Genomic DNA, 21,179 nt, shown 5'->3' on the forward strand with positions numbered 1-21,179 from the left:
TTTGTAAACTTTGCATATATATATTAGTAAAACATGTGGATACTTGTTCGGATGAATTTTCTTTTCCATTCTTCCTCATACTATACCTATAACTAACGGCTACTAATCGTTACTATAGAATAACTTTCACTGTATAGGAAAGGACAAGACTCACCATTCACTTTTGTCCTATCTCTTATATCAGAGATAGAATTTTCACTAGTAATATGCATGTTTAAAATAAGGAAAGGAAGCAATAATCATGCTGAAGAAGCTGAAGAAAAAGCTCAAGCGTTATTTAAACGGTCTAGTCCGTAAAAAGACAATCGCTTAAATTGTGCCCATTTCGGGCTTTTTCTTCATTCTCATTCGAAAAAACATGAAAATCGTGACTGTTTGCTTTATAATAAGTAACAGATAATGCAAAACATAGACAAGGAGAGGTTTTCCAAATGATTTTTAAAGTATTTTATCAAGAAAAATTAACTGAGGTTCCAGTACGTGAAAATACAAAAGTTTTATATTTAGAGGCTACGTCTGAAAAGGATGTTCGTACAAAATTAAATAAGTTCGCATATAATATCGAGTTTGTTCAGTCTGTTACTGGCGCTCATCTTGAATATGAAAAAGAAAACGCTGATTTAACATTAGCGGAAATCGTATAGCGATATGAAATTTCTAAAAAACGACCAAGTTGCTGTATTTGCTCTCGGTGGGCTTGGTGAAATCGGTAAAAATACATACGCTGTTCAATTTCAAGATGAAATTATTATAATTGATGCTGGAATTAAATTTCCAGAGGACGAACTTCTCGGAATCGATTATGTAATACCAGACTACACTTATTTTGTGCGAAACGAAGATAAAATTAAAGGGTTATTCATTACACATGGTCACGAAGATCATATCGGCGGAATCCCTTACCTATTACGTCAAGTGAACATCCCGATTTACGGCGGAAAATTAGCAATTGCACTCATCAAAAACAAATTAGAAGAACACGGCTTACTTCGTAAAGCAAAACTTTACGAAATTCAAGAAGATGACGTTATTAAATTCAAAAAAACGTCTGTATCCTTCTTCCGTACAACTCACAGTATTCCAGATTCGTACGGCGTTGTTGTGAAAACACCTCAAGGTCAAGTTGTTCATACAGGTGATTTCAAATTTGATTTCACACCAGTTGGTGAACCAGCTGATTTAACAAAAATGGCTGAAATCGGTAAAGATGGCGTGCTATGTCTATTATCTGATAGTACGAACAGTGAAGTTCCAAACTTTACTATGTCTGAACGTCGCGTTGGTGATAGCATTCAAGACATTTTCCGTAAAGTAGACGGACGGATTATATTCGCAACCTTTGCATCAAATATTCACCGCTTACAACAAGTTATTGAAGCTGCTGTTGAAAACAACCGTAAAGTAGCTGTGTTTGGTCGAAGTATGGAAGCAGCGATTGAAATCGGACAAAACCTTGGTTATATTCGTTGCCCGAAAGATACATTCATAGATGCATCTCAACTAAACCGCTTACCAGCTAATAAAGTTGTTATTTTATGTACAGGTAGTCAAGGTGAACCGATGGCAGCACTTTCACGTATTGCAAACGGTACACACCGCCAAATTCAAATTATTCCTGGAGATACAGTTGTTTTCTCTTCTTCACCAATTCCAGGAAATACAATTAGCGTAAGTCGTACAATTAACATGTTGTACCGCGCTGGCGCTGATGTAATTCACGGGAAACTTTCAAATATCCATACAAGTGGACACGGTGGACAAGAAGAACAAAAGTTAATGTTACGTCTAATTAAACCGAAGTACTTCATGCCAATTCATGGTGAATATCGTATGCAGCGTATGCACATGAACATAGCAAATGATTGTGGTATCCCTGAAGAAAATTGCTTCATTATGGATAATGGCGATGTTCTTGCTTTACGTTCTGATGAAGCTAGCGTAGCTGGAAAAATCCCATCTGGTTCGGTCTACATTGATGGAAACGGTATTGGGGATATCGGCAATATCGTATTACGAGATCGTCGTATCCTTTCTGAAGAAGGACTTGTAATTGTAGTTGTAAGCATTGATATGAAAGAATTTAAAGTTGCAGCAGGACCTGATATCATCTCACGCGGTTTCGTTTACATGCGTGAAAGCAGCGATTTAATCAATGATGCACAAACATTAATTACAACTCATTTAGAAAAAGTAATGGAGCGTAAAACAACACAATGGTCTGAAATTAAAAATGAAATTACAGACACATTAGCTCCATTCCTATATGAGAAAACGAAACGCCGCCCAATGATTTTACCAATCATTATGGAAATATAAGAAAAAGGACAATGCTATGAAGGCATTGTCCTTTTCTTTTCTCTTATCTTAAAAAGTGTTTAAATCGATCCACTTCATCGTCATGACCAATGACAATTAATATATCTCCTGCTTGAATATTCTCCGTAGCCCGAGGAGATACGATAACTTCTTTACCTCGTTTAATTGCTACAATATTCAATCCAAACTTCGCACGAATATCTAATTCAATTAAAGAGTGCCCATCAATTTTTTTATTCGCAATAATCTCTACAATACTATGCTCATCTGAAAGCTCAAGGTAGTCTAAAACATTACTTGATGCAATATTATTAGCAATCCTTTTCCCCATATCACGTTCTGGATGCACAATATGATCTGCACCTATTTTACTTAACACTTTTTCATGATAATCATTTTGAGCTTTTACAGTAATATTTTTTACACCCAACTCTTTCAAAATCAAAGTAGTTAAAATACTTGAATTTAAATTATCTCCAATAGCAACGACTACGTGATCAAAATTTCGAATACCAAGGCTTTTTAATACCATCTCATCTGTTGAATCTGCAATTACAGCATGCGAAGCTATATTTGCAAATTCATTAATTTTATCCTCATCTGAGTCGATTGCCATTACTTCCATACCTAATTGAGCTAGTTCTCGGCAAATACTTCCACCAAAGCGACCAAGTCCAATGACAGCAAATTCTTTTTCTTTCTCACCCACAGGAATTCCTCCAATAACTTCAAGTACTATTTATTTTCAGTGTAACACATTTTATATGCGTCACAAAAACTGTAATTAGCTCTTATTTTTGTTTTTGTATATAAAAATATTGTTGCAAGTAAAAAGCGATACCAACAAGTAACATAGCAAATACAAATATATTTCCAAACGAACTAAATGTTTCAAAAACGAATAATAATGTTTCTTGACCAAAAAAGGCAAATAGAAGCTGTATGAATGCAAATAACAACGCCCATATGTAATGATGTTGATGGAATAAATAATGCGTTGCACCTAAAAAAGCAATAAACGAAAAGATAAAGATCCACCAATTTTCTAAAAATAGTTGCCAACTAGAAAATTGATATCCATTTACTAATATCGCAATAAGCGCGATAACTGCCATCGTCGGCACACTCCAAAATAATGCCCGTCCTCTAAAGAAACAAGTGCCTTTAACATCTCCTTTTTCATGTGCAATATAAGTTAGTACTACTGTGCTTATATACAAAACAGAAAGAATTGTTAAAACGATAATAAGCCAAAAATGTAATTGATAATATTCATGTTCTATATTTGTCACGATTGCAGCTAACATGCATGGAATTAACATTCCCGTCCAACCATCTACTTTTCTTTCATTCCAAAAGACCGTATTACCAATCCTTATTCCTAACAACATAAAAATAATGATACCCAATACAAATAACGTAGTTTTATTCCCTACTAAACTCGTTGAGAAAGCAATTAATCCAATAAATAAAAAGAGCACAAACCCATTCATAATTTCTAGTACAGGTGATAAATATCTCTTCACCCATTTGTATGTTTCGTCATATTCATTATTATCTACTAAACGATAGGCATAAAAACTTATCCCAAAATAAACCGCCGCAATAATAACATACGCATATAAGACGAAACATAAAATCGCACTGCTAATTTGCACGTAATTCCCCACCCTTTTTTCTATGTTTCACATTGATTTTACACACTTTTCATACTAAAAGTAAACATATATAAGTTAGTCAAATAATTAATAATGAGCAGTGGCTAAAAACCCCCTGCTCATTATTAAAACAGTCCAATTAACTTTATTCTTTCATTTGTATGTAAATGTCTAAAATCAATCTATACGAGCGTTACTTACACCTCATAACAAAAAGTTTTTTGGAACCTTCAATAAAGCGGAAGTTTTATTTTCTATTCCCTTTCCACTTTACATATTGGCTTAAAAATGTAATTGCCTTTTCAATCACTTCTTCGTCTGGTTTTAATTTCGCATGATGTAAACCATATTCTGAATTTACTCCAAGCCAAAACATAAATCCAGGGATTTCTCGAAGCATATAACCAAAATCTTCACCTGTCATTGCCTCAGTACATGTAATAACATTCATATCTGTTTGTTTATGTACAAATTGCATAAACTCTCTTGTTAACTCTTCATGGTTATATACTTGATGATACATTGCTCCGTAATCTATAATCGCCTCACACTGGAAAGAAGCTTCGATACCTGCAACAATTGCCTCAATTCTGCTTTTCACACGCTTCATTGATTCCACTGATAATGTTCGAATCGTTCCTTCTAAACGAGATTTTTCTGCAATAATATTTTGAACCGTACCACCTGTAATTTTCCCGATTGTAATTACTGCACTATCAAGAGGATTTACATTGCGACTAATAACGGATTGAAGCTGTGTAACAAGATGACTCGCTGCAACAATCATATCATTTGCAGTATGCGGATAGGCAGCATGGCCACCTTTCCCTTTTAAATCAATATATAATTCTGAAGTATTAGCAAATAACAGTCCTTCTTTCGTTGCAATTGTCCCTACAGCGTATTCTGGTGCAATATGAAGACCAAGAATTATATTTGGTTTCCATTCTTTTAACTCTTCACTTTCTAACATAGGAAGAGCACCGCCTGGTCCTTCTTCTGCTGGCTGGAATAGAAATACAAGGTCATCATCTATTCTTTCGCTCACAGCTTTCGTTAGAAGGCCTAAACCGATTGTTGTATGTACATCGTGGCCACATGCATGCATCATTCCTTCATGAATAGAAGCAAACTCATATCCAGTTTCCTCTGTAATTGGCAGACCATCTATATCTGCACGATAACCTATTATTTTTTCTGGATTTTTTCCATTTACTTTAACGATTACACCCGTTTTCCATGTCTTCATTTCCACAAATTCATGAGAAAGTGTTCCTATATAATCTAAAATATACTGTTGTGTTTTCCATTCCTTAAATCCAATTTCTGGAATTCTATGTAGATCTCTACGAATTTGGACAAATTTGCTTACTGTCATTTTTGCACCTCTATCTATAAAAAGCGTAAGAGCCCATTTACGCTCTTACGCTTTTTTTGCTTTTTATTTCTCTGGGTTTAATTGACGAAGCTCTTGTTTAATTTCTGTTTTTGCTTTTGTCTTCTCATCAATTTCTTTAATTACACGTGCTGGAGTACCTGCAACAACTGTGTATGGAGGCACATCTTCTGTTACAACAGCTCCTGCTGCTACAACTGCACCTTTACCTACTGTAACACCCTCTAAAACAACTACGTTTGCACCGATTACTACATCATCTTCAACGATAACTGGTTTTGCAGAAGGTGGCTCAATAACACCTGCAAGTACAGCACCTGCACCTACGTGACAGTTTTTACCGACTGTTGCACGTCCACCAAGTACTGCGTTCATGTCGATCATAGAACCTTCACCAATTACAGCACCAATGTTAATTGTTGCATTCATCATAATTACAGCGTTGTCACCAATTTCAACATGGTCACGAATAATAGCACCTGGCTCGATCCGAGCTTTAATACCTTTTAAATCAAGCATTGGAATTGCAGAATTACGACGATCGTTTTCTACAACGTAGTCAACGATGTGCTTATTATTTTCATCAAGAATTGTCTTAATTTCAGACCATTCTCCGAATAATACACCTGATTTTTTATTCACAAATGCTTGTACTGTTTCAGGGAATGTTACTTCTTTTAAATCCCCTTTTATGTATACCTTTACAGGAGTTTTCTTTTCACTTTTTTGAATAAACGAAATAATTTCGTTAGCGTCCATCATTTTCATTCTTGTTGCCTCCTAAATCCATTTATAATGTTACTCTACCAAACGAAAGAGCGAGTAGCAAGATAATAATCTTATTTTTCCCTTTGAATTTCTTCTATAATTTCTAAAAATGCTTGTACTTGCTTCAACTGCCTTGCCGAGTCACTTGTTAACAACCATGTTTCTCTCGTCAGTTGAACAGGTGTTTTATACATATTTTCCTGTACTTCCTTTAAAACAGTAGAAGGTAAAAGGGCGTAACCTATACCATTTAAAACAAGTTGTTTGCATGTTTCAATTTGGTCAACTACAATCGTTCGCTTAGGCGGATTAGAAAATAAACCATACCACCAATTTTGTATTTGTCCATAATAAGTTGAGTCACTTTTAAATTGAATGAACGGTCTATTTGTTTCTTTTAGCATCGAAATATCTTTTATTTCTTTATCAACTAAATACAGTTCATCTTCAAATAATTGTTGCTTTTGACCTTTATATTCTTGTGTTCCCCTCAGTATAGCAACATGAACGTCTCCTTCATAAAACTGCTTTTGCACTTCACTACTCCATCCAGTAAACAGCGATATCTTTACAGAAGGATATTTATGCACAAACTTTTTCAAAACAGGAGGAAGCCAATATTGACCAATAACTGATGCAACAGCTATTTTTAACGTTCCATGAGTTTCCGTTCTGAAAACAGCTAGCTCACTTTTTATATCTTCTTCCCTTTGCAACATTTCTTTAGCATAATTTGCAACTTTTTCCCCTTCAGGTGTAATTGTCAATCCTTTTTGTGAGCGAATAAAAAACTTCATTCCCCATTGTTTCTCCATAGATTGTAATCGTTGACTCAGCGCAGGTTGGGAAACAAATAAACGTTCCGCCGCTTTTCTCATATTTGATTCCTGAGCTAACACAACCATCATTTGAAAATCATCAATTTGCAACTTTCTCCCTCTTTCCTTAGCTTCCATACACCTTATTTCAATAAGCTTTTCATCCTTAATTTACCCGAATGCTTTCATTCAGAAAATACAATTGTCCAGCGCAAACTTTCCTTATGTTTTATGTCTTTTTAAATATAATACATACACAAGTGATATGCACGAAAAAAAAGTGACTTCTTCGTTTCTATGAAGTCACTTTTCTTACGTTATCGATTATGTTGCCTTACTTTCTTATTCAACAATTTTAAAATAGCCCGACGTGTTAAAATCCCCTCAAAATAGCCTTCTTCATTAACAGCGCAAATAAAAGGATGATCAATTGTCATTTCTAAAGCTTTTGCAAATGAATCGTCTAATTTAAGAACAGGTATATCTTCTTTCATCACCTGCTCTACTTTCATATCATCGAGTCTTTCAAACTCAATACGTTCTAATCCTAACATACCATCTAATATCATGGCAGTACTAATCAAACCATGTAATTTATACATTGGATCTAAGACAGGTATCGCCGAATATCCAGATTTTACAAGAACAAGTAAAGCATGTTCTAAACTATTTCCAATTTGGACATGAGCTACTTTTTCCGATGAAATCATTAAATCCTTCACAAAAATTTGTTGAAATTCGTCTTTCGGAATACTAATCATATTACATCCCCCATTTTCCCTTTTTCCTGCTTATGTTCACAACTCTATTCACATTTTATGACAGCGTTTTCATATTATTATTTTGTCCTAAATTTATTTCAATAAAAATACAATCACACAGCTATTTTAGCATACAGCACAAAAAAAAGACTACCATTCCGGTAGCGCTTAATACCCTTTATTTTTTAATCTGTAAAATAACCTTGTGATTTTTTTATATTGCATCACATCTGTCTGTTTCAAACCATTCTCAATATCTGTAAGTTCCACAGCTAAAATTTCACTTGCGTAATTTTGCTGAAATAAAATATCTAGTAGTAAACTTTCTTCTTCCTTCGTTAAAACAACTTCCCTTTGCATATACCCCTCTCCTTACACTCGCATCGTTACTCTTATTATATAAAAAATTCAACCTATTTAATAGATGTAATATTCAGTTTTTATTAAAAGATATGTAGCAATTGTAAACATACAAAAAATCATTTCGTATATCGATTTGCATAACTAAACGCCGCATAAGCATCCGGCTTAATTTTTGCAGTTAATCCCATCGCTCGAATTTTTTCTGTCATATCTAAAATAAATTCTCTTGTTAAACCATCATTCCCAATGTCTAAATGAATTTCCATTATGAATCCAGCCCCATCTTGAGCATAAGGATGCAATAACTCCCATATTGTTTGTATATGAGTAGGCGTAAATAGACATGCGATTTCTTGACTAAACTGCGTTTCTAAATATATTTTCTCACGTAAGGTCGCTGGCTTATCTTTTACTGATCTATGGTGTAAACAACCCCAGGCACCTTTTCCAACACGATGAATATGGATTGCTGTAATAAACCTCGTATCCTTTTGATGCGCTTGCGAGTCTGTCCCAATGGATAATCGATACAAATTTCGCGGATCCTTTTCAATGAAACTACAAATACGGTTAAAGACCATATCAAAATTTAAATGTCTCTCTGAAACATTGTAAAATTTATGTGCACCGTCCACAGAGTCACGTCCTTTCAATTAGACAGACTTTTCGTATTCTCATTGTATGGGACAAAAACTAAAATTATAACTTCCTATCCTTTATTCGTTTCAATATTTCGAATTACAAAGTGACAAACTTGACACGTATAAATTACATTTTGATTAGATTGAGCCGTTAATACATGAATAATCTCAGCAGAACTTTGACAATTAGGACAAATCACAACTGGTAAACGTTCCATACGATAACCTCCTAGTTATATTTCTCCCGCTATTTGCAGAACCCAGCAATTGTGAGAAGTTTAGCTTCACATATTCACCCGGTTGACGGGACTACTTATCCACATGGATAAGCAAACTTGCACGGATTAAATTTTCATTTTAATACCATTGTAGGAAAAATAAAAAACTTCTATACATTACGCTGGAAAGTAATAGAACTAAAAAAGGTACTGCCATATGGCAGTACCTTTTTTATATGTATCAAGAAATGATATCGTAAATCTCAATTGCAACCATGTCGATATTATCGAATTGGTACACTTGAGGTTTTTCACCTTGTTGATACACTTCTAACTCATACATTTCACTTTTATCGAAAAATTTCACGCTACATTTGCGCTCACCGTTCACTTCAAAATAGCGTTGTGCTACTTCACCGCTTTCAGCTTGTTCTTGTAGACTAACAAGTCGAGTTAAAATTCCTTGGAGTAGAGACATGAAATCTCTCCTTTCTCTGATCTTCCTACCAATAGGTTTTACAGCTATACTCATTCTATCCGTCATAACAGAAAAAATGTTCCACACTCTAGGATAAAGGTTATTAGCCAGAAACTCAACTAAAATTTGTCGAAATGCGAAGGAAAAAACAGAAAGAACATATTTCCCCTTCTTTATTGCGGTTTTTATACTGGAAGAATATAATAAAAAACAGAAAAAGGGAGGAATTACAATGAAAAAAATTGAGGTTTATACACAACCTGATTGTCCGCCATGTGTTATTGTGAAAGAATTTTTGAAGCATAATAACGTTGCATATGAAGAATTTGACGTAAAAAAAGACGCTGCTGCTCGCAACCGTCTTTTAAACGACTATGATTCCTATTCAACTCCAACAGTCGTAATTGATGGCGAAGTAGTTGCAGGTTTTCAAATTGAAAAGTTACAACAACTACTCAATATAGAATAGGAATAGGTAAATACCTATTCCTATTCTTATCCCGCTGTTTGTAGGTAGTAAAACTCCCACTAATTAAAAGTTTCACTTTATAATTGTTGCAACCTTTTTATTTCAGTTAAAAGTTCCTGACTTTCATGATATCCTGCTAACTTCCATTTATCTTGATCCCTTTTCAATGTTACAATTTGATATTGTCCACTTTTTGTCCGCTCATATACATATAAATTTTTATGCTCTTGATCATACGACATTTTCGTTTCTGAATTAAAAGAAAACGGTGCTTCTTTTGCCGGAAGTAAATATTCACCACTTTGTTTATCACTTCTGCTATTTTCATCTGTAAATACTTGAAGGAAATTATCTGTAAAATACGGTGATAACGTCTCTATCATCTTATTCATCGGCAAATGCTTCCCACGAATTGAAAACTGGGTTTCATAGCCTTTTTGTATCGTTGTAAATACTTCTTTCCGATCAACTTCCACTTCCTCTTTCCCTAAAACAGTCGTAACACTATAACCAACTAGAAAGGCAACACATACAAATAGAACAAGCCATATTCCATATTTCCTCATTTTTTCACCTTCCTTTTAAAAGAACTTGTCTTTGTAGTATTCATTGTAACAATGATTATGCAAAGAAAGGACAGATTTCGTTCGTAAAATCTTTACAACGATAGACAGCATTTTCATCACCATTTTCACTATTACCAATTTATGATAAAAACAAACAAAAAATGCACGAATCTCTTCGTGCATTAAAATAAAACATCTTCTTCATATAAATATTCATATGATAAATCTATAAATAAAAAGTTGTCATCATCTATTGGGAAAGAAAATGTTCGTACCATTTCGCCCGTTTCGATATCTGCATATAAATCTGAAAGCCTCGCCTTATTCTCAAAACGCATTTTCATGATATTCTCGAGAAAATACGGGCGCCAACTCCAGTTCTTCATATAATAATCCGGCATCACAATCCATTCTCCATCTTTTTTCATAACATTTCCTGATTGTTGGAAACCATCTTCATTACAAATAAATATGCGAAAACTATACTGTGATACACTTTGACTAAATTGTAATAACCAATCATTGATATCTTCATTCTTTTTTTGTTTTGATAAAACATCGCCAATGCGATCGCGTAACATCTCTGTTAAATTATAAATTTTTTGTAACTTCTTCTTTTCATGTTGAATAAACTGATGACATTCATTACCAAGTCGCTCTTTCAAAACATTCGTTTCAATAAAATCAGGTAAACATTCTTTCAAATAATTACCTTGATAATATCTTCCGCCGTTCTTCCAAGCATATTGCAGTTGATAAAAAGCATCTATTTCTTCATATAACAAAGTTGCACCAATTCTTCTAGCAAGTAATGATAAAGAATATAAAATATCTTGATAAGATTGTAAAAGTGCTGTTTGCCTTAAGTTCGTTAAATCTACTTTTAAAATATCAGGTGCTAACACGCTAATACGCTCTAAATTACTTGTGCCCGTTCCGACCTTATTAATCGAAATTTGAATACCATATGTACGATAATACATAAGCAAATGATTAAATTGCTCTATATCTTCTTTACATTCATGCTCTGTAATCTCTAAAACAATTTGTTTTAAATTTAAACCTTGTTCTTCATACCTCAATAAAAGTTGAAGCAAGCTTTCATCATCATCAGTCATTAATACATTAGCATTCCGATGTATAAATAATAATAATTTTTGATCGCTTTCTAAATAACGATTTAAAGCTTTTTCTACTATAATATTATCCGCTTCCAGTTGAAATTCACTTGGAATCGAATCATCGTGAAAGAAAGAAGCTAAACTTTGTATGCCCTCTTCTGTTTGAATACGTCCTACTACTTCGTATCCAATTACAGTATGCTCATCAGCACTAAAAATAGCTTGATAATAAGGAAGGACTTTATCCAAGTTACTCATTACATCTAATGCATCTATCAACGTGCTTCCCTCCCTTTACTTTTCAAAAATTATAACATGATATTTACGGAAAAATAATAAAAAATCCCTTCAGTTTTCCTGAAGGGATTAGAGGGGTAAAATGCTAAGGGGAATTAGCAATTCTACTATGAAGAAAAAAGAGGTCTTAAATATAACGTATATATGACCTCTTGTAAACACTTTTCTTTCATATGTCACAATTCCGTCACATTTAACCATAAAAAATGAATCAATCATTCATTTTTTTATCCCTTTTAAAATGGATATTGATGTAAATGTTGTCCTCCATCCATTGTCATGCAAGTTCCATTTATGTACGCAGCTTCATCTGAACATAAATAATAAGCTAGACCAGCGATTTCTTCTGGCGTACCCAGCCTTCCAAGCGGAACACTTTGTATCGTACGCTTAGCCATTTCTTCTGAAATCCATAATTTATCAGCACCGCCCGTACGTTCAATTGGTCCTGGCGCGATAGCGTTAACTCGTATTCCATATTTACGCCCCCACTCAACAGCGAGCGTCTTCGTCATCGCTAATACCCCTGCCTTCGCTGCAGCCGAATGAATCACTCCTGGACCTGCATCCCATGCATACGTTGCTACCATGTTAATGATATTCCCTTTTATACCTTTTTCAATCCAATATTTTCCGACAGCATGACTACAGTAAAACGTACCGTTTAACACAATATTAATGACTGAATTCCAGCCATTCACAGATAAATCTTCTGCTGGACAAATAAAGTTTCCAGCTGCATTATTTATTAAAACATCAATTCTACCAAACTTCTCATCAATCTGTTCAATCATTTTCTGAATGTCATCCGTATTTCTTACATCCATTTGTACAGGTAATACTTGCCCTGGAAATTGTTCAATTTCCAACTTTGTTTCCTCTAGTTTTTCCTTTGTACGTCCTGTAATAACAACTCGTGCCCCTTCTTTTGCAAAACGAGTCGCCATTCCTTTTCCCATTCCACTCGATCCACCTGTTATAATAACTACCTTTTCTTTCACATACATCCCCTCCAAAAAATGAATACACATTCATTTTATCACTTTATTTAATAGAAATCTTTATATTTTTAAACTTTTCTGATATTTTAACGTAAAGAACTTTCTTTTCATTCATTTTTTTTCGTAATCTATACTAATTTTTTATTATGTAAAGTATATTTTTAAATAAACTGAAAGGAGATTTGAGTAGCCTGTAAATGGAATAAAAACATTGAGGTATACTCATATTTTTATGAAGCACATTACAAGAAGAAATTTTTTAAAAATTGGTATGCGTACTTGTCTCTATTCATTTATAACCAGTGGCATCGGATACTACTATGCTAAATATATAGAACCCCATTTCATTTCTTTTACACAGCACACATTAAAATCACAACTCATCCCAAAAAGTTTTCATGGTATGAAAATTCTTCAATTCAGCGATTTACATCTCGGATACTATTTCTCGCTTCAACATTTATCTCAAGTTGTTTCTAAAATTAATGCTGTAAATCCAGATATTGTCCTTTTTACCGGAGATCTCATTGATAATTATCAAACGTATACTGACACTCCTTTCGTCGCATCCATTTTAAAAAATATACAAGCCCCCTTCGGTAAATTCGCTATTTATGGTAACCATGATCACGGTGGATATGGAACTGAATACTATGAGCACATCATGCGTGAATCAGGATTTGAACTATTGCTAAATAGTGAAAAAAGAATTCGTCTAATGGATAATAGTGAAATTTCTATTTTCGGTCTCGATGATATACTACTAGGCAAACCAAAAATAGAGAAAACATTACAACATGCACGGCAAAATACTTATAACATCGTTCTTGTTCACGAGCCAGATATCGCGCCGCAAATTTCCAAATATCCAATCAACTTGCAACTTTCTGGTCATAGTCACGGCGGACAAGTACAAATTCCTTTTTTAGGAGCTATTATTACACCAACACTCGCCAAAGACTATATTGAAGGCTTCTATACGATGCAGGATTTAACTCTCTATGTCAATCGAGGCCTCGGAAGAACACGTGTCCCATTTCGTTTTATGTCAAAACCTGAAATCACAATTTTCACACTCCAATATTCGTAATAATTCGCCTATTTTCTTACATATCCTTTCTTGTACGCGCTCATCCATGTTTCGTTTACCATATGATAAAAGTGAGTCCAATAAAGGAGGTATGTTCATGTTTCCATATTATCAACCAATTCCAGTCCGTTCAGCACCTATTGGTCCAGTAGGCGACTCACGCTTCTTCCCGTTTTTTGGCGTTCCCTTTCTAGCTGGAATTGCTGGTGGATTGCTCGGCGGAGCATTAGCTTTCGGCCCTCGACCATTTTATCCACCTTATCCACCACCTTTCCCGCCGCCAGCACCTTATCCTTGTTACGGTGGACCATGTCAGCAACCATACTATTACTAGGTTAAAATAACGATTCTTTCAAATATTATTCTCTCAACGAGCTATCTCATTACACGCTTATAATAAAACTATTGTTTCTACTCATCCTTCCATTTTTGGAGCATATGAGTAGAAAAAAGTAAAAACCTCTTATGGACATAAGAGGTTTTTACTTTTTTTCATTATTCAGCGTCTGTATTTTGATACGCCATCTTAAACAACTTCACTTGGCTATCAATTTCTTCTGTACTACCATTAATAACATAATAGTAATCACCATCTTTATTTTGTTCACGTGTTTTCACATTATCAGCTAATGTAAGCTGTAAAATCGCCTTAATTCGTGCCTTCATTTCAATATCTAATATCGGGAAAGATATTTCCACTCGCTTCTCCATATTTCGCGTCATCAAATCAGCTGAAGATAAATATATTTTCTCCTCCCCATTATGATGGAAATAATAAATACGGCTATGTTCTAAATATCTTCCAACAACACTAACTACACGAATATTTTCACTTACATTTGGAATACCAGGTCGTAGGCAACATGTTCCTCGAACAATGAGCTCTACCTTTACTCCAGCTTGTGATGCTTCGTACATTTTTTTTATTAACGGTTTATCTGTTAATGAATTCATCTTAGCGATAATATATCCATTTCCATATTGCCTATGATAACGGATTTCTTCATCTATTAAATCCATAAATTGCTCTCTTATATCAAATGGAGCAACCGATAAATGATGAAAATGTGGCTTTGTTGTATAACCACTTAAATAATTAAAGAAATTGGTTGCATCAACACCAAAGTCTTTTCTTGATGTAATATACCCAAAATCAGTATATAACTTCGCTGTTGCATCATTATAGTTTCCAGTTCCGAGATGTACGAACCTTTCAATTTTTCCGTTTTTTCTTCTTACAACTAACGTAATTTTACTATGTGTTTTCAAGTGACTTACACCGTAAATAACATGACAGCCTGCCTGTTCCAATTCTTTAGCCCAATGAACATTGTTTTCTTCATCAAACCTTGCCTTTAATTCAACTAATACCGTCACTTGTTTTCCCTTTTCAGCCGCTATCTTTAACGCCTGAATAATCGGTGAATCACCACTTACACGATATAACGTTTGTTTAATCGCAAGTACATTCGGATCGTCTGCCGCATCACGGACAAAATCAACTACCGGCTGAAATGATTCAAAAGGATGATGTAATAAAATATCATGCTCAATTGCTTTTTCAAATACATCTTCTTCATCACCTAAATCTTGAGGCGGTTGCGGAATAAGAGCCGGATATACAAGATGTTCATATAAAGGAGCTAATTTTTTATATAAAGAAAACAAACATGTTAAATCTAATGGACCATCCATTATATATACATCTTCATCTTTTACTTCCAGAACCTCATATAATAACGCTAATACTCTTTCATCAATGTGTTCTTTCCCAACTTCTAAACGTACAGCAGCCCCCCACTTACGCTTTTTTAATTCTTTTTCAATTACCTTTAATAAATCTCTCGCACCTTCTTCATGAATCGTTAAATCTGCATTGCGTGTAATACGGAAACGAGTAACAGATGATACTGTATATCCCGTAAATAATTTATGAGTAAAGCTACTAATTACGTCTTCTAATAAAATAAATTTATGCTTTTGCCCTTCGCTCGGTAAAATTATAAAGCGCTCAAGTAATGAAGGAACTTGTACAATTCCTAACTTCGTCCTGTTTTCTTCTTCCGCTTGCTTCTCATCATATAAAAGAGTAGCTAAATTCAAACTTTTGTTTAATAACATTGGAAATGGGCGATATGCATCAATAGCTACAGGAGTTAACACCGGAAAAATTTGCTCATCAAAATACTCTTCTATAAATTCTCGCTGCTCTTTCGTCAAATCATTGAATGTTAAACGTTCAATTCCCTCTAACTCAAGCGCTGGTAATACATAATTTTTAAATGTATCATATTGTACTGTCATTAGTGCATGGGCTTTTATCGCAATTTTATTTAATTGCTTTTTTGGTGTTAAGCCAGCTTTATTTTCTGGTTGATTAAATCCAGCACTCACTTGATCCTTTAATCCCGCTACACGTACCATAAAAAATTCATCTAAATTCGAACTAAAAATACTAATAAATTTCAATCTTTCCAAAAGTGGATTATTTGCATCTTGCGCTTCTTGTAAGACACGTTCATTAAATGCTAACCAACTTAACTCTCGATTATTGTAATAAGCTGTATCATTTAAATTTACTGCATTCCCCTTCAATAATTCCATTCTCTTCACACTTCCCCTTGAAACTTTTTTACTATAATTTAGTTACTTTTATTTTAGCAAATTACAATATTATAAAGTGTAAATTTTTTGTAAAGACATCCGTACAACCTAATGTTTTAGTTCAAATAACAAGTTAATATTCGTTTTTAATACTCTTTCTAACTGTTTTTTTTGTTTTTCAGCTTGCACTTTTTCCGCTAATGCCGATTGTTCACATAAAGCTTTAAACGTTAATCCTTCTTCGTTTTCTGTTATAGATATGGTATCAATAAGCGATCGTTGCCTTACATTTAAAGTAGCTGAAAATTGTAAAACAGCTCCTAACAGGCGGATTTTTTTTTGTTCGCTTTTATCAAACCAACCTTCAAATGGAGATAAATGTTGTTTAAATAACATTTTTGATTTATACGATGCAATAAGCGCTAGCCTTACTCGATCTTTATGCATCATGCCATCAATTGTCTTATTCGCTAATAAATAAAACGTATGTAAACGGCTCGCTTCTTCGTCTATATATTTACCTATATTAAATACTTTCGTAGCTTGATGGAACACTTCCCAGTCTTTTACTGACATAGAAATAAGCCCTATTTCCTCAAGTTGTTTGCAAATTAATCTTCCATGTTTAATAAGTTGAATAACAAATTCCATGTCCATTTCGTATTCATGTGATAGTAAATGCAAACTTTCTTCAACTACGTTCGGATAATATGAAATCCCCAAATCTTTTGTCAACTCTTCATAGAAAACACCTTCTCTTAACCCTTTTCTACTTAATACAAATGCCGGTGCCTCTATAACATGAACAAGTGTATGAAATACTTCAACCGCTGGAATAATCGTATCTGCTCGATCTTTTGCTAATCCTTCCAATTTCTGAAGTTCTATGAACGACAATTTTTCCAATTCATCTTTTACAGTTTCAATATCTTCTTCTTTCATCTTGTATAAATGTAATCCTGCTATAGGATAACATATTAAATTTTGATGGATTTTTACTAAGTTCCTAGCACTACCACCAATTGCAATAAGAGGCAATTTCTTATTGCTTAACCATGGTAACGTTCGAAATTGAAACTCTAAATACTTTCGCATTCCCTCTAACTCATCTTTAGTAGGAATATCACCTTTAATAAATTGTTGCTTTAAAGAAAGTGCCCCAAAAGGAAAACTATGGTACTCTAAAATCTCTCTATTTCTAAAGTATGTAACTTCCGTACTTCCCCCACCAATATCTACCGTTATTCCTTCTGGAAACGATGTAGAATTCATAACCGCCAAGTATCCGTAACGCGCTTCCTCATATTCTGATAATACTCTAAGAGTAAAATCCGTTTGTCCTTCAACAAGCTTTTTAATTTCCTCTTGATTCTCAGACTGTCTAATTGTTGCTGTTGCAACACAAAGTACATGATGCAACTGATGGAACCTTGTACTTTCTTGAAATTGAAATAATGTCTGTAATAATACTTCTATTCCCTCTTCATTCAACACACCATCAATTAAGTAATTCCTTAACCTAGCAACCACTTTTGTATTTTCAATCTCTTTATAAAAACCTCCATTTTTCTTTTCATAAATAACTAAACGCATTGTATTAGATCCAATATCTATAATGGCATACTGTTGTTTTAATATTTCTTTCAAACTTCTCACTCTTTCATTATCAAATTTCAAAAACATATTCTATTACTATTATACAAAATAGTTGTTTTTTGTAACAATATTGCTTTAATATTGAAAATATATACAATCACTTTTTGCATATAATAAAAACCTCTTTTATTTATGGTATAATAATGAAAAATTGAAAGGAGATTCAATATGAAACCTTCACAACCACAATCTCAATTACAAAACCAACATTCTATTAATCGACTAGCTCAATCTATTTTCGTTGTGAATCGTCATGCTAAAGCAGCTACTAATCCTAAATATTTATACTGGTTAAAAAAGACAGCTTTAGAACGTTTGATTGCTGAAAAAAAAGCAATTAAAGAAGGATTACATTTTTCTAGAAACCCACGTTTTAGCCAACAACAATCTGATGTCCTTATACGTTTAGGCGATTATTTTTTCCACATCCCTCCTACGAAAGAAGATTTTCGAATTCTACCGCATCTTGGTCATCTTGAATCCTCCTATCGAAATCCGAAAACAACCTTATCTTTAACAGTAGCAAAAAAAACACTTCAAGATTATATTGGTCCTGAAGCATTGAAACAAGAAAAAAAATTAAGTGAACCTGTTCCATGGTATAGTCGTACTTATACAAAAAAATAAAACAGTTTGACCAAGTGTAGGCCAAACTGTTTTATTTTTTCTCTTCTTTAATTTTAATATTTGCTTGTTTATAAAAAGCTACTTTTTCTGTATTATAAGACTTTGTGAATTCATTAAATTTATCTTTTTCTGACTCAATATCCTTATAAGATTGATTTACTACTTTTACTTTTTCACTAATATCTTTTAATTTAGTACCTTTATCTTGTAACATTGTGTATAACTCTTTTTCTTGTTTTAAAGATTTATTATAGCTGTCATACATTTTATTAAATGAATCGTGTCGTTTCTCATAGGTGCTTTTCACTTTATCAGCTTGATCTTTCAACTTATTATCTTCAATTTTCTTCACATACTTATCAGCTGACTTCACTTCTTCTTGCGCTTTATTTAAAGCCTCTTTTTCTTTTGTAAGTACTTTTTCTCGTTCAGTTGTATTCTTTGCTGCTTGATTCAATTTTTCTTTAACAGTTTGATTATTATCTTTTCCTTCTTGCACAATCTGGTTATATAATTCTTGTCCTTCTTTCTCTAAAGCCTCAAGTTTTTTTGCATCTTCAAACATTGTTTTTTCTTGTTTAGCAGCGTTTTCAAACGCTACATATAATTCTTCTTCTGGTTTCGGTCCAAAACAACCGGCTAATAAAGTCATTGATAATGCAGTTATAATTGCTAATTTACTATATTTCAACATCTCTTCCTCCTATTTATAAACGACCATCGTGTAATATAAAAAAGTTATAAAATATGTAATTGTTCTATACACTCGCATCTTTTTTACGAAGATCATTAATATTGTTTGTACGAATTATTACTTAATATTACATTATTCTTTTTGAAGTATTTAGCAGTTCCATATCCATCTTTAAGTATAGTTCTTCGTGTTTTTTTAACCTGTTCACACTATGTATTACCTTAATGGCCACAGAATTTCACCTCAGTCTTAATAAGACTATAATAGTTCACCTGATAAAAGGTGATCGTTCCGCTCTCACGTCTATCATTCCCTTTCCAGCTTTCTATCAAATAATCTCTTTGTTCATTTTACACAGTACAATCGATATCTCGCAACAACTTACAAATATTCTTTTCATTTCCTAAAAAGGAAAAGTGTAGAGCTTGCTTTCCTCTACACTTTTAAAATAAAACACATTGTGCAAATTGTATTGGCACTACCATCATAATTATATGCTTATTTAATATATTTTTAAAGACTTTTATTACAAACGCAACGTTTTTTGTAATAAAAGTCAAAAAAATGTTACAAATAAAACTTCTTCCTATCATATATCTTCAAATCAAAGCTTCACTCATTTTCTTGCAAATTTCTATACTGATACAATTGATTTTGCGACTTTCTCAACAGTTCTTCAAACGTTTTTCCTTCTACTGGATAGCTAGCTGCTCCAAATAAAAGAGTGACACTGAGTAAATCACCTTCTATTTCACTTTCAATATTTTTCATTAATCTGTTTGTTATTGTTGATGTTTCATGACCATTATCAATTGCTACAATAACATACTTATTTTCATCCCACTTTGTAACAACATCTCCCTTCCGAATTGTCTTTACAATGGTACTCTCTAATTTTTGTACTAACACTCCCAATTTTTTTTCTTGCAACGTGTCTTTTAATCCTTCCCATTCTTTTACAGAAAGAATGTAAACCGTAATATTACGGGAATCTCTTTCAGATAAAGCGGCTACTTTCCCAAAAAAATCAACAACAAAATCGTTGCTTGCCATTCCTCCTCCTTCCACATTCATACGCTTGTTCGCTCTTTTATCGTACCAATGTCCAAAATAATAACTTAGTATCATTTGCAATATATAAATAATAAAGACGGTATAAAATGATCGTGAATCCAGTTTTGCAATTATATCCTGAAGTGCAATCCATTCTGTAACTGCCACTGTATTTCCAAGTAATAATCCACTAATTTTCCCTTTATGTTTCATACTTCTCCCCCTTTTATACCAATATATGTTTCTATATCAATAATGTTTTTCTATAAAATAAAAAATGTACATATGCAATGTACATTTCTGCTTAAGCTTGTATACCTTTCCTACTCTATTTCATATATATAATATATAACTTTTATAGAAAGGAGTAATCTATATGCTACAAAAAGAGAATCTATCAGATGCTATGCGTTTACTAGCGGGTTTTCTATTATCATTAAAATTATTATTTACCTCTTTCGGCATACACTTTATTACAAACGATCAAATCGACGCTATTGTTAATGTTGAGGGTGTTGCAAAACTAAAATAAATATGCAATGTTATGAATCAGAAAAACTAGCTGAACATGCAATAGATAGCGA

General features: G+C 33.4%; 24 protein-coding genes. 7 read left to right on the forward strand and 17 right to left on the reverse strand.

Annotation, left to right across the window (positions count from 1 at the left end):
- Positions 1-431: 431 nt before the first annotated feature.
- Together ACQRBL_RS19760 and rnjA are read left to right on the forward strand one after the other, a co-directional pair.
- Positions 432-644, forward strand: coding sequence for a DNA-dependent RNA polymerase subunit epsilon (locus ACQRBL_RS19760; protein ID WP_000576435.1), 213 nt, complete (start codon positions 432-434; stop codon positions 642-644).
- 4 nt (positions 645-648) lie between these two features.
- The gene (gene rnjA, locus ACQRBL_RS19765) at positions 649-2,316 is read left to right on the forward strand and encodes a ribonuclease J1 (protein WP_000670375.1); all 1,668 of its coding nucleotides are present in this window, start codon (positions 649-651) and stop codon (positions 2,314-2,316) included.
- Between the two features lie 43 nt (positions 2,317-2,359).
- On the opposite strand, the gene ACQRBL_RS19770 is transcribed toward rnjA, so the two are convergent.
- The 10 genes from ACQRBL_RS19770 to ACQRBL_RS19815 form a co-directional block, all read right to left on the reverse strand.
- Entirely contained in the window at positions 2,360-3,025 is a 666-nt protein-coding gene (locus ACQRBL_RS19770) for a potassium channel family protein (protein WP_000504032.1), read from the reverse strand.
- Positions 3,026-3,107: 82 nt separating this feature from the next.
- Complete coding sequence (locus tag ACQRBL_RS19775; protein WP_023522927.1) at positions 3,108-3,974, reverse strand: cytochrome d ubiquinol oxidase subunit II-related protein; 867 nt, start codon at positions 3,972-3,974, stop codon at positions 3,108-3,110.
- A gap of 247 nt (positions 3,975-4,221) precedes the next feature.
- A complete protein-coding gene (locus ACQRBL_RS19780) occupies positions 4,222-5,352 on the reverse strand; it encodes an N-acetyldiaminopimelate deacetylase (RefSeq protein WP_023522928.1) in 1,131 nt (376 codons plus the stop codon).
- Between the two features lie 63 nt (positions 5,353-5,415).
- Entirely contained in the window at positions 5,416-6,138 is a 723-nt protein-coding gene (gene dapD / locus ACQRBL_RS19785; protein WP_000783241.1) for a 2,3,4,5-tetrahydropyridine-2,6-dicarboxylate N-acetyltransferase, read from the reverse strand.
- A gap of 71 nt (positions 6,139-6,209) precedes the next feature.
- The gene (locus ACQRBL_RS19790) at positions 6,210-7,094 is read right to left on the reverse strand and encodes a LysR family transcriptional regulator (RefSeq protein ID WP_001987174.1); all 885 of its coding nucleotides are present in this window, start codon (positions 7,092-7,094) and stop codon (positions 6,210-6,212) included.
- Positions 7,095-7,273: 179 nt separating this feature from the next.
- Complete coding sequence (gene cbpB, locus ACQRBL_RS19795; protein ID WP_023522929.1) at positions 7,274-7,717, reverse strand: cyclic-di-AMP-binding protein CbpB; 444 nt, start codon at positions 7,715-7,717, stop codon at positions 7,274-7,276.
- Positions 7,718-7,885: 168 nt separating this feature from the next.
- Positions 7,886-8,077 carry an antirepressor AbbA gene (abbA, locus tag ACQRBL_RS19800; RefSeq protein WP_001188692.1) on the reverse strand — a complete coding sequence of 64 codons (192 nt, stop codon included), beginning with the start codon at positions 8,075-8,077 and terminating at the stop codon, positions 7,886-7,888.
- Between the two features lie 119 nt (positions 8,078-8,196).
- Positions 8,197-8,715 carry a ribonuclease H-like YkuK family protein gene (locus tag ACQRBL_RS19805; protein ID WP_000348490.1) on the reverse strand — a complete coding sequence of 173 codons (519 nt, stop codon included), beginning with the start codon at positions 8,713-8,715 and terminating at the stop codon, positions 8,197-8,199.
- Positions 8,716-8,789: 74 nt separating this feature from the next.
- The gene (locus ACQRBL_RS19810) at positions 8,790-8,939 is read right to left on the reverse strand and encodes a hypothetical protein (protein ID WP_000440540.1); all 150 of its coding nucleotides are present in this window, start codon (positions 8,937-8,939) and stop codon (positions 8,790-8,792) included.
- Between the two features lie 241 nt (positions 8,940-9,180).
- Entirely contained in the window at positions 9,181-9,417 is a 237-nt protein-coding gene (locus ACQRBL_RS19815; protein WP_000055151.1) for a YkuJ family protein, read from the reverse strand.
- Between the two features lie 232 nt (positions 9,418-9,649).
- Between ACQRBL_RS19815 and ACQRBL_RS19820 the strand changes: the two genes are divergently transcribed.
- Positions 9,650-9,886: a glutaredoxin family protein gene (locus ACQRBL_RS19820; protein WP_000717873.1), complete on the forward strand. Its 237-nt coding sequence runs from the start codon at positions 9,650-9,652 to the stop codon at positions 9,884-9,886.
- Between the two features lie 77 nt (positions 9,887-9,963).
- On the opposite strand, the gene ACQRBL_RS19825 is transcribed toward ACQRBL_RS19820, so the two are convergent.
- The 3 genes from ACQRBL_RS19825 to fadH form a co-directional block, all read right to left on the reverse strand.
- Positions 9,964-10,452, reverse strand: a complete 489-nt coding sequence (locus tag ACQRBL_RS19825) for a DUF3993 domain-containing protein (protein ID WP_001233805.1) — start codon at positions 10,450-10,452, stop codon at positions 9,964-9,966.
- A 182-nt stretch (positions 10,453-10,634) separates the two neighbouring features.
- Positions 10,635-11,852, reverse strand: a complete 1,218-nt coding sequence (locus tag ACQRBL_RS19830; RefSeq protein ID WP_023522930.1) for an EAL domain-containing protein — start codon at positions 11,850-11,852, stop codon at positions 10,635-10,637.
- Positions 11,853-12,106: 254 nt separating this feature from the next.
- The gene (fadH, locus tag ACQRBL_RS19835; RefSeq protein WP_000660913.1) at positions 12,107-12,871 is read right to left on the reverse strand and encodes a 2,4-dienoyl-CoA reductase; all 765 of its coding nucleotides are present in this window, start codon (positions 12,869-12,871) and stop codon (positions 12,107-12,109) included.
- 232 nt (positions 12,872-13,103) lie between these two features.
- Here fadH and ACQRBL_RS19840 point away from each other — a divergent pair, with 232 nt between their 5' ends.
- Together ACQRBL_RS19840 and ACQRBL_RS19845 are read left to right on the forward strand one after the other, a co-directional pair.
- A complete protein-coding gene (locus ACQRBL_RS19840; RefSeq protein WP_023522931.1) occupies positions 13,104-13,961 on the forward strand; it encodes a metallophosphoesterase in 858 nt (285 codons plus the stop codon).
- A 97-nt stretch (positions 13,962-14,058) separates the two neighbouring features.
- On the forward strand, positions 14,059-14,295 hold the full coding sequence (locus tag ACQRBL_RS19845) for a hypothetical protein (RefSeq protein WP_411996199.1): 237 nt from the start codon (positions 14,059-14,061) through the stop codon (positions 14,293-14,295).
- A 161-nt stretch (positions 14,296-14,456) separates the two neighbouring features.
- Here the strand turns inward: ACQRBL_RS19845 and ACQRBL_RS19850 are convergent, their stop codons facing one another.
- Together ACQRBL_RS19850 and ACQRBL_RS19855 are read right to left on the reverse strand one after the other, a co-directional pair.
- Positions 14,457-16,565: a polyphosphate kinase gene (locus ACQRBL_RS19850; RefSeq protein ID WP_000421680.1), complete on the reverse strand. Its 2,109-nt coding sequence runs from the start codon at positions 16,563-16,565 to the stop codon at positions 14,457-14,459.
- Between the two features lie 108 nt (positions 16,566-16,673).
- On the reverse strand, positions 16,674-18,248 hold the full coding sequence (locus ACQRBL_RS19855; RefSeq protein ID WP_043924702.1) for a Ppx/GppA family phosphatase: 1,575 nt from the start codon (positions 18,246-18,248) through the stop codon (positions 16,674-16,676).
- 141 nt (positions 18,249-18,389) lie between these two features.
- Between ACQRBL_RS19855 and ACQRBL_RS19860 the strand changes: the two genes are divergently transcribed.
- The gene (locus ACQRBL_RS19860) at positions 18,390-18,848 is read left to right on the forward strand and encodes a YkyB family protein (RefSeq protein WP_000804864.1); all 459 of its coding nucleotides are present in this window, start codon (positions 18,390-18,392) and stop codon (positions 18,846-18,848) included.
- 31 nt (positions 18,849-18,879) lie between these two features.
- Here ACQRBL_RS19860 and ACQRBL_RS19865 read toward each other — a convergent pair whose 3' ends face one another.
- Both ACQRBL_RS19865 and ACQRBL_RS19870 read right to left on the reverse strand, forming a co-directional pair.
- Positions 18,880-19,542: a YkyA family protein gene (locus tag ACQRBL_RS19865; RefSeq protein WP_000922465.1), complete on the reverse strand. Its 663-nt coding sequence runs from the start codon at positions 19,540-19,542 to the stop codon at positions 18,880-18,882.
- Positions 19,543-20,154: 612 nt separating this feature from the next.
- Entirely contained in the window at positions 20,155-20,808 is a 654-nt protein-coding gene (locus ACQRBL_RS19870; protein WP_023522935.1) for a diguanylate cyclase domain-containing protein, read from the reverse strand.
- A 163-nt stretch (positions 20,809-20,971) separates the two neighbouring features.
- Here ACQRBL_RS19870 and ACQRBL_RS19875 point away from each other — a divergent pair, with 163 nt between their 5' ends.
- Positions 20,972-21,127, forward strand: a complete 156-nt coding sequence (locus tag ACQRBL_RS19875) for a hypothetical protein (RefSeq protein ID WP_411996201.1) — start codon at positions 20,972-20,974, stop codon at positions 21,125-21,127.
- Positions 21,128-21,179: the final 52 nt, after the last annotated feature.

This window comes from Bacillus sp. AF62, from assembly GCF_050312695.1.
Lineage (GTDB): Bacteria > Bacillota > Bacilli > Bacillales > Bacillaceae_G > Bacillus_A > Bacillus_A cereus.

Excerpts from the sequence above, each read along its gene's own strand:
- ACQRBL_RS19870 (WP_023522935.1), bottom strand. The coding sequence starts at position 20,808 with ATGAAACATAAAGGGAAAATTAGTGGATTATTACTTGGAAATACAGTG.
- ACQRBL_RS19860 (WP_000804864.1), top strand. The coding sequence starts at position 18,390 with ATGAAACCTTCACAACCACAATCTCAATTACAAAACCAACATTCTATT.
- ACQRBL_RS19815 (WP_000055151.1), bottom strand. The coding sequence starts at position 9,417 with ATGTCTCTACTCCAAGGAATTTTAACTCGACTTGTTAGTCTACAAGAA.
- dapD (WP_000783241.1), bottom strand. The coding sequence starts at position 6,138 with ATGAAAATGATGGACGCTAACGAAATTATTTCGTTTATTCAAAAAAGT.
- ACQRBL_RS19850 (WP_000421680.1), bottom strand. The coding sequence starts at position 16,565 with ATGGAATTATTGAAGGGGAATGCAGTAAATTTAAATGATACAGCTTAT.
- ACQRBL_RS19840 (WP_023522931.1), top strand. The coding sequence starts at position 13,104 with ATGAAGCACATTACAAGAAGAAATTTTTTAAAAATTGGTATGCGTACT.
- ACQRBL_RS19820 (WP_000717873.1), top strand. The coding sequence starts at position 9,650 with ATGAAAAAAATTGAGGTTTATACACAACCTGATTGTCCGCCATGTGTT.
- ACQRBL_RS19825 (WP_001233805.1), bottom strand. The coding sequence starts at position 10,452 with ATGAGGAAATATGGAATATGGCTTGTTCTATTTGTATGTGTTGCCTTT.
- abbA (WP_001188692.1), bottom strand. The coding sequence starts at position 8,077 with ATGCAAAGGGAAGTTGTTTTAACGAAGGAAGAAGAAAGTTTACTACTA.
- ACQRBL_RS19865 (WP_000922465.1), bottom strand. The coding sequence starts at position 19,542 with ATGTTGAAATATAGTAAATTAGCAATTATAACTGCATTATCAATGACT.
- ACQRBL_RS19760 (WP_000576435.1), top strand. The coding sequence starts at position 432 with ATGATTTTTAAAGTATTTTATCAAGAAAAATTAACTGAGGTTCCAGTA.
- rnjA (WP_000670375.1), top strand. The coding sequence starts at position 649 with ATGAAATTTCTAAAAAACGACCAAGTTGCTGTATTTGCTCTCGGTGGG.
- ACQRBL_RS19780 (WP_023522928.1), bottom strand. The coding sequence starts at position 5,352 with ATGACAGTAAGCAAATTTGTCCAAATTCGTAGAGATCTACATAGAATT.
- cbpB (WP_023522929.1), bottom strand. The coding sequence starts at position 7,717 with ATGATTAGTATTCCGAAAGACGAATTTCAACAAATTTTTGTGAAGGAT.
- ACQRBL_RS19845 (WP_411996199.1), top strand. The coding sequence starts at position 14,059 with ATGTTTCCATATTATCAACCAATTCCAGTCCGTTCAGCACCTATTGGT.
- ACQRBL_RS19790 (WP_001987174.1), bottom strand. The coding sequence starts at position 7,094 with ATGGAAGCTAAGGAAAGAGGGAGAAAGTTGCAAATTGATGATTTTCAA.
- ACQRBL_RS19875 (WP_411996201.1), top strand. The coding sequence starts at position 20,972 with ATGCTACAAAAAGAGAATCTATCAGATGCTATGCGTTTACTAGCGGGT.
- ACQRBL_RS19810 (WP_000440540.1), bottom strand. The coding sequence starts at position 8,939 with ATGGAACGTTTACCAGTTGTGATTTGTCCTAATTGTCAAAGTTCTGCT.
- ACQRBL_RS19855 (WP_043924702.1), bottom strand. The coding sequence starts at position 18,248 with ATGTTTTTGAAATTTGATAATGAAAGAGTGAGAAGTTTGAAAGAAATA.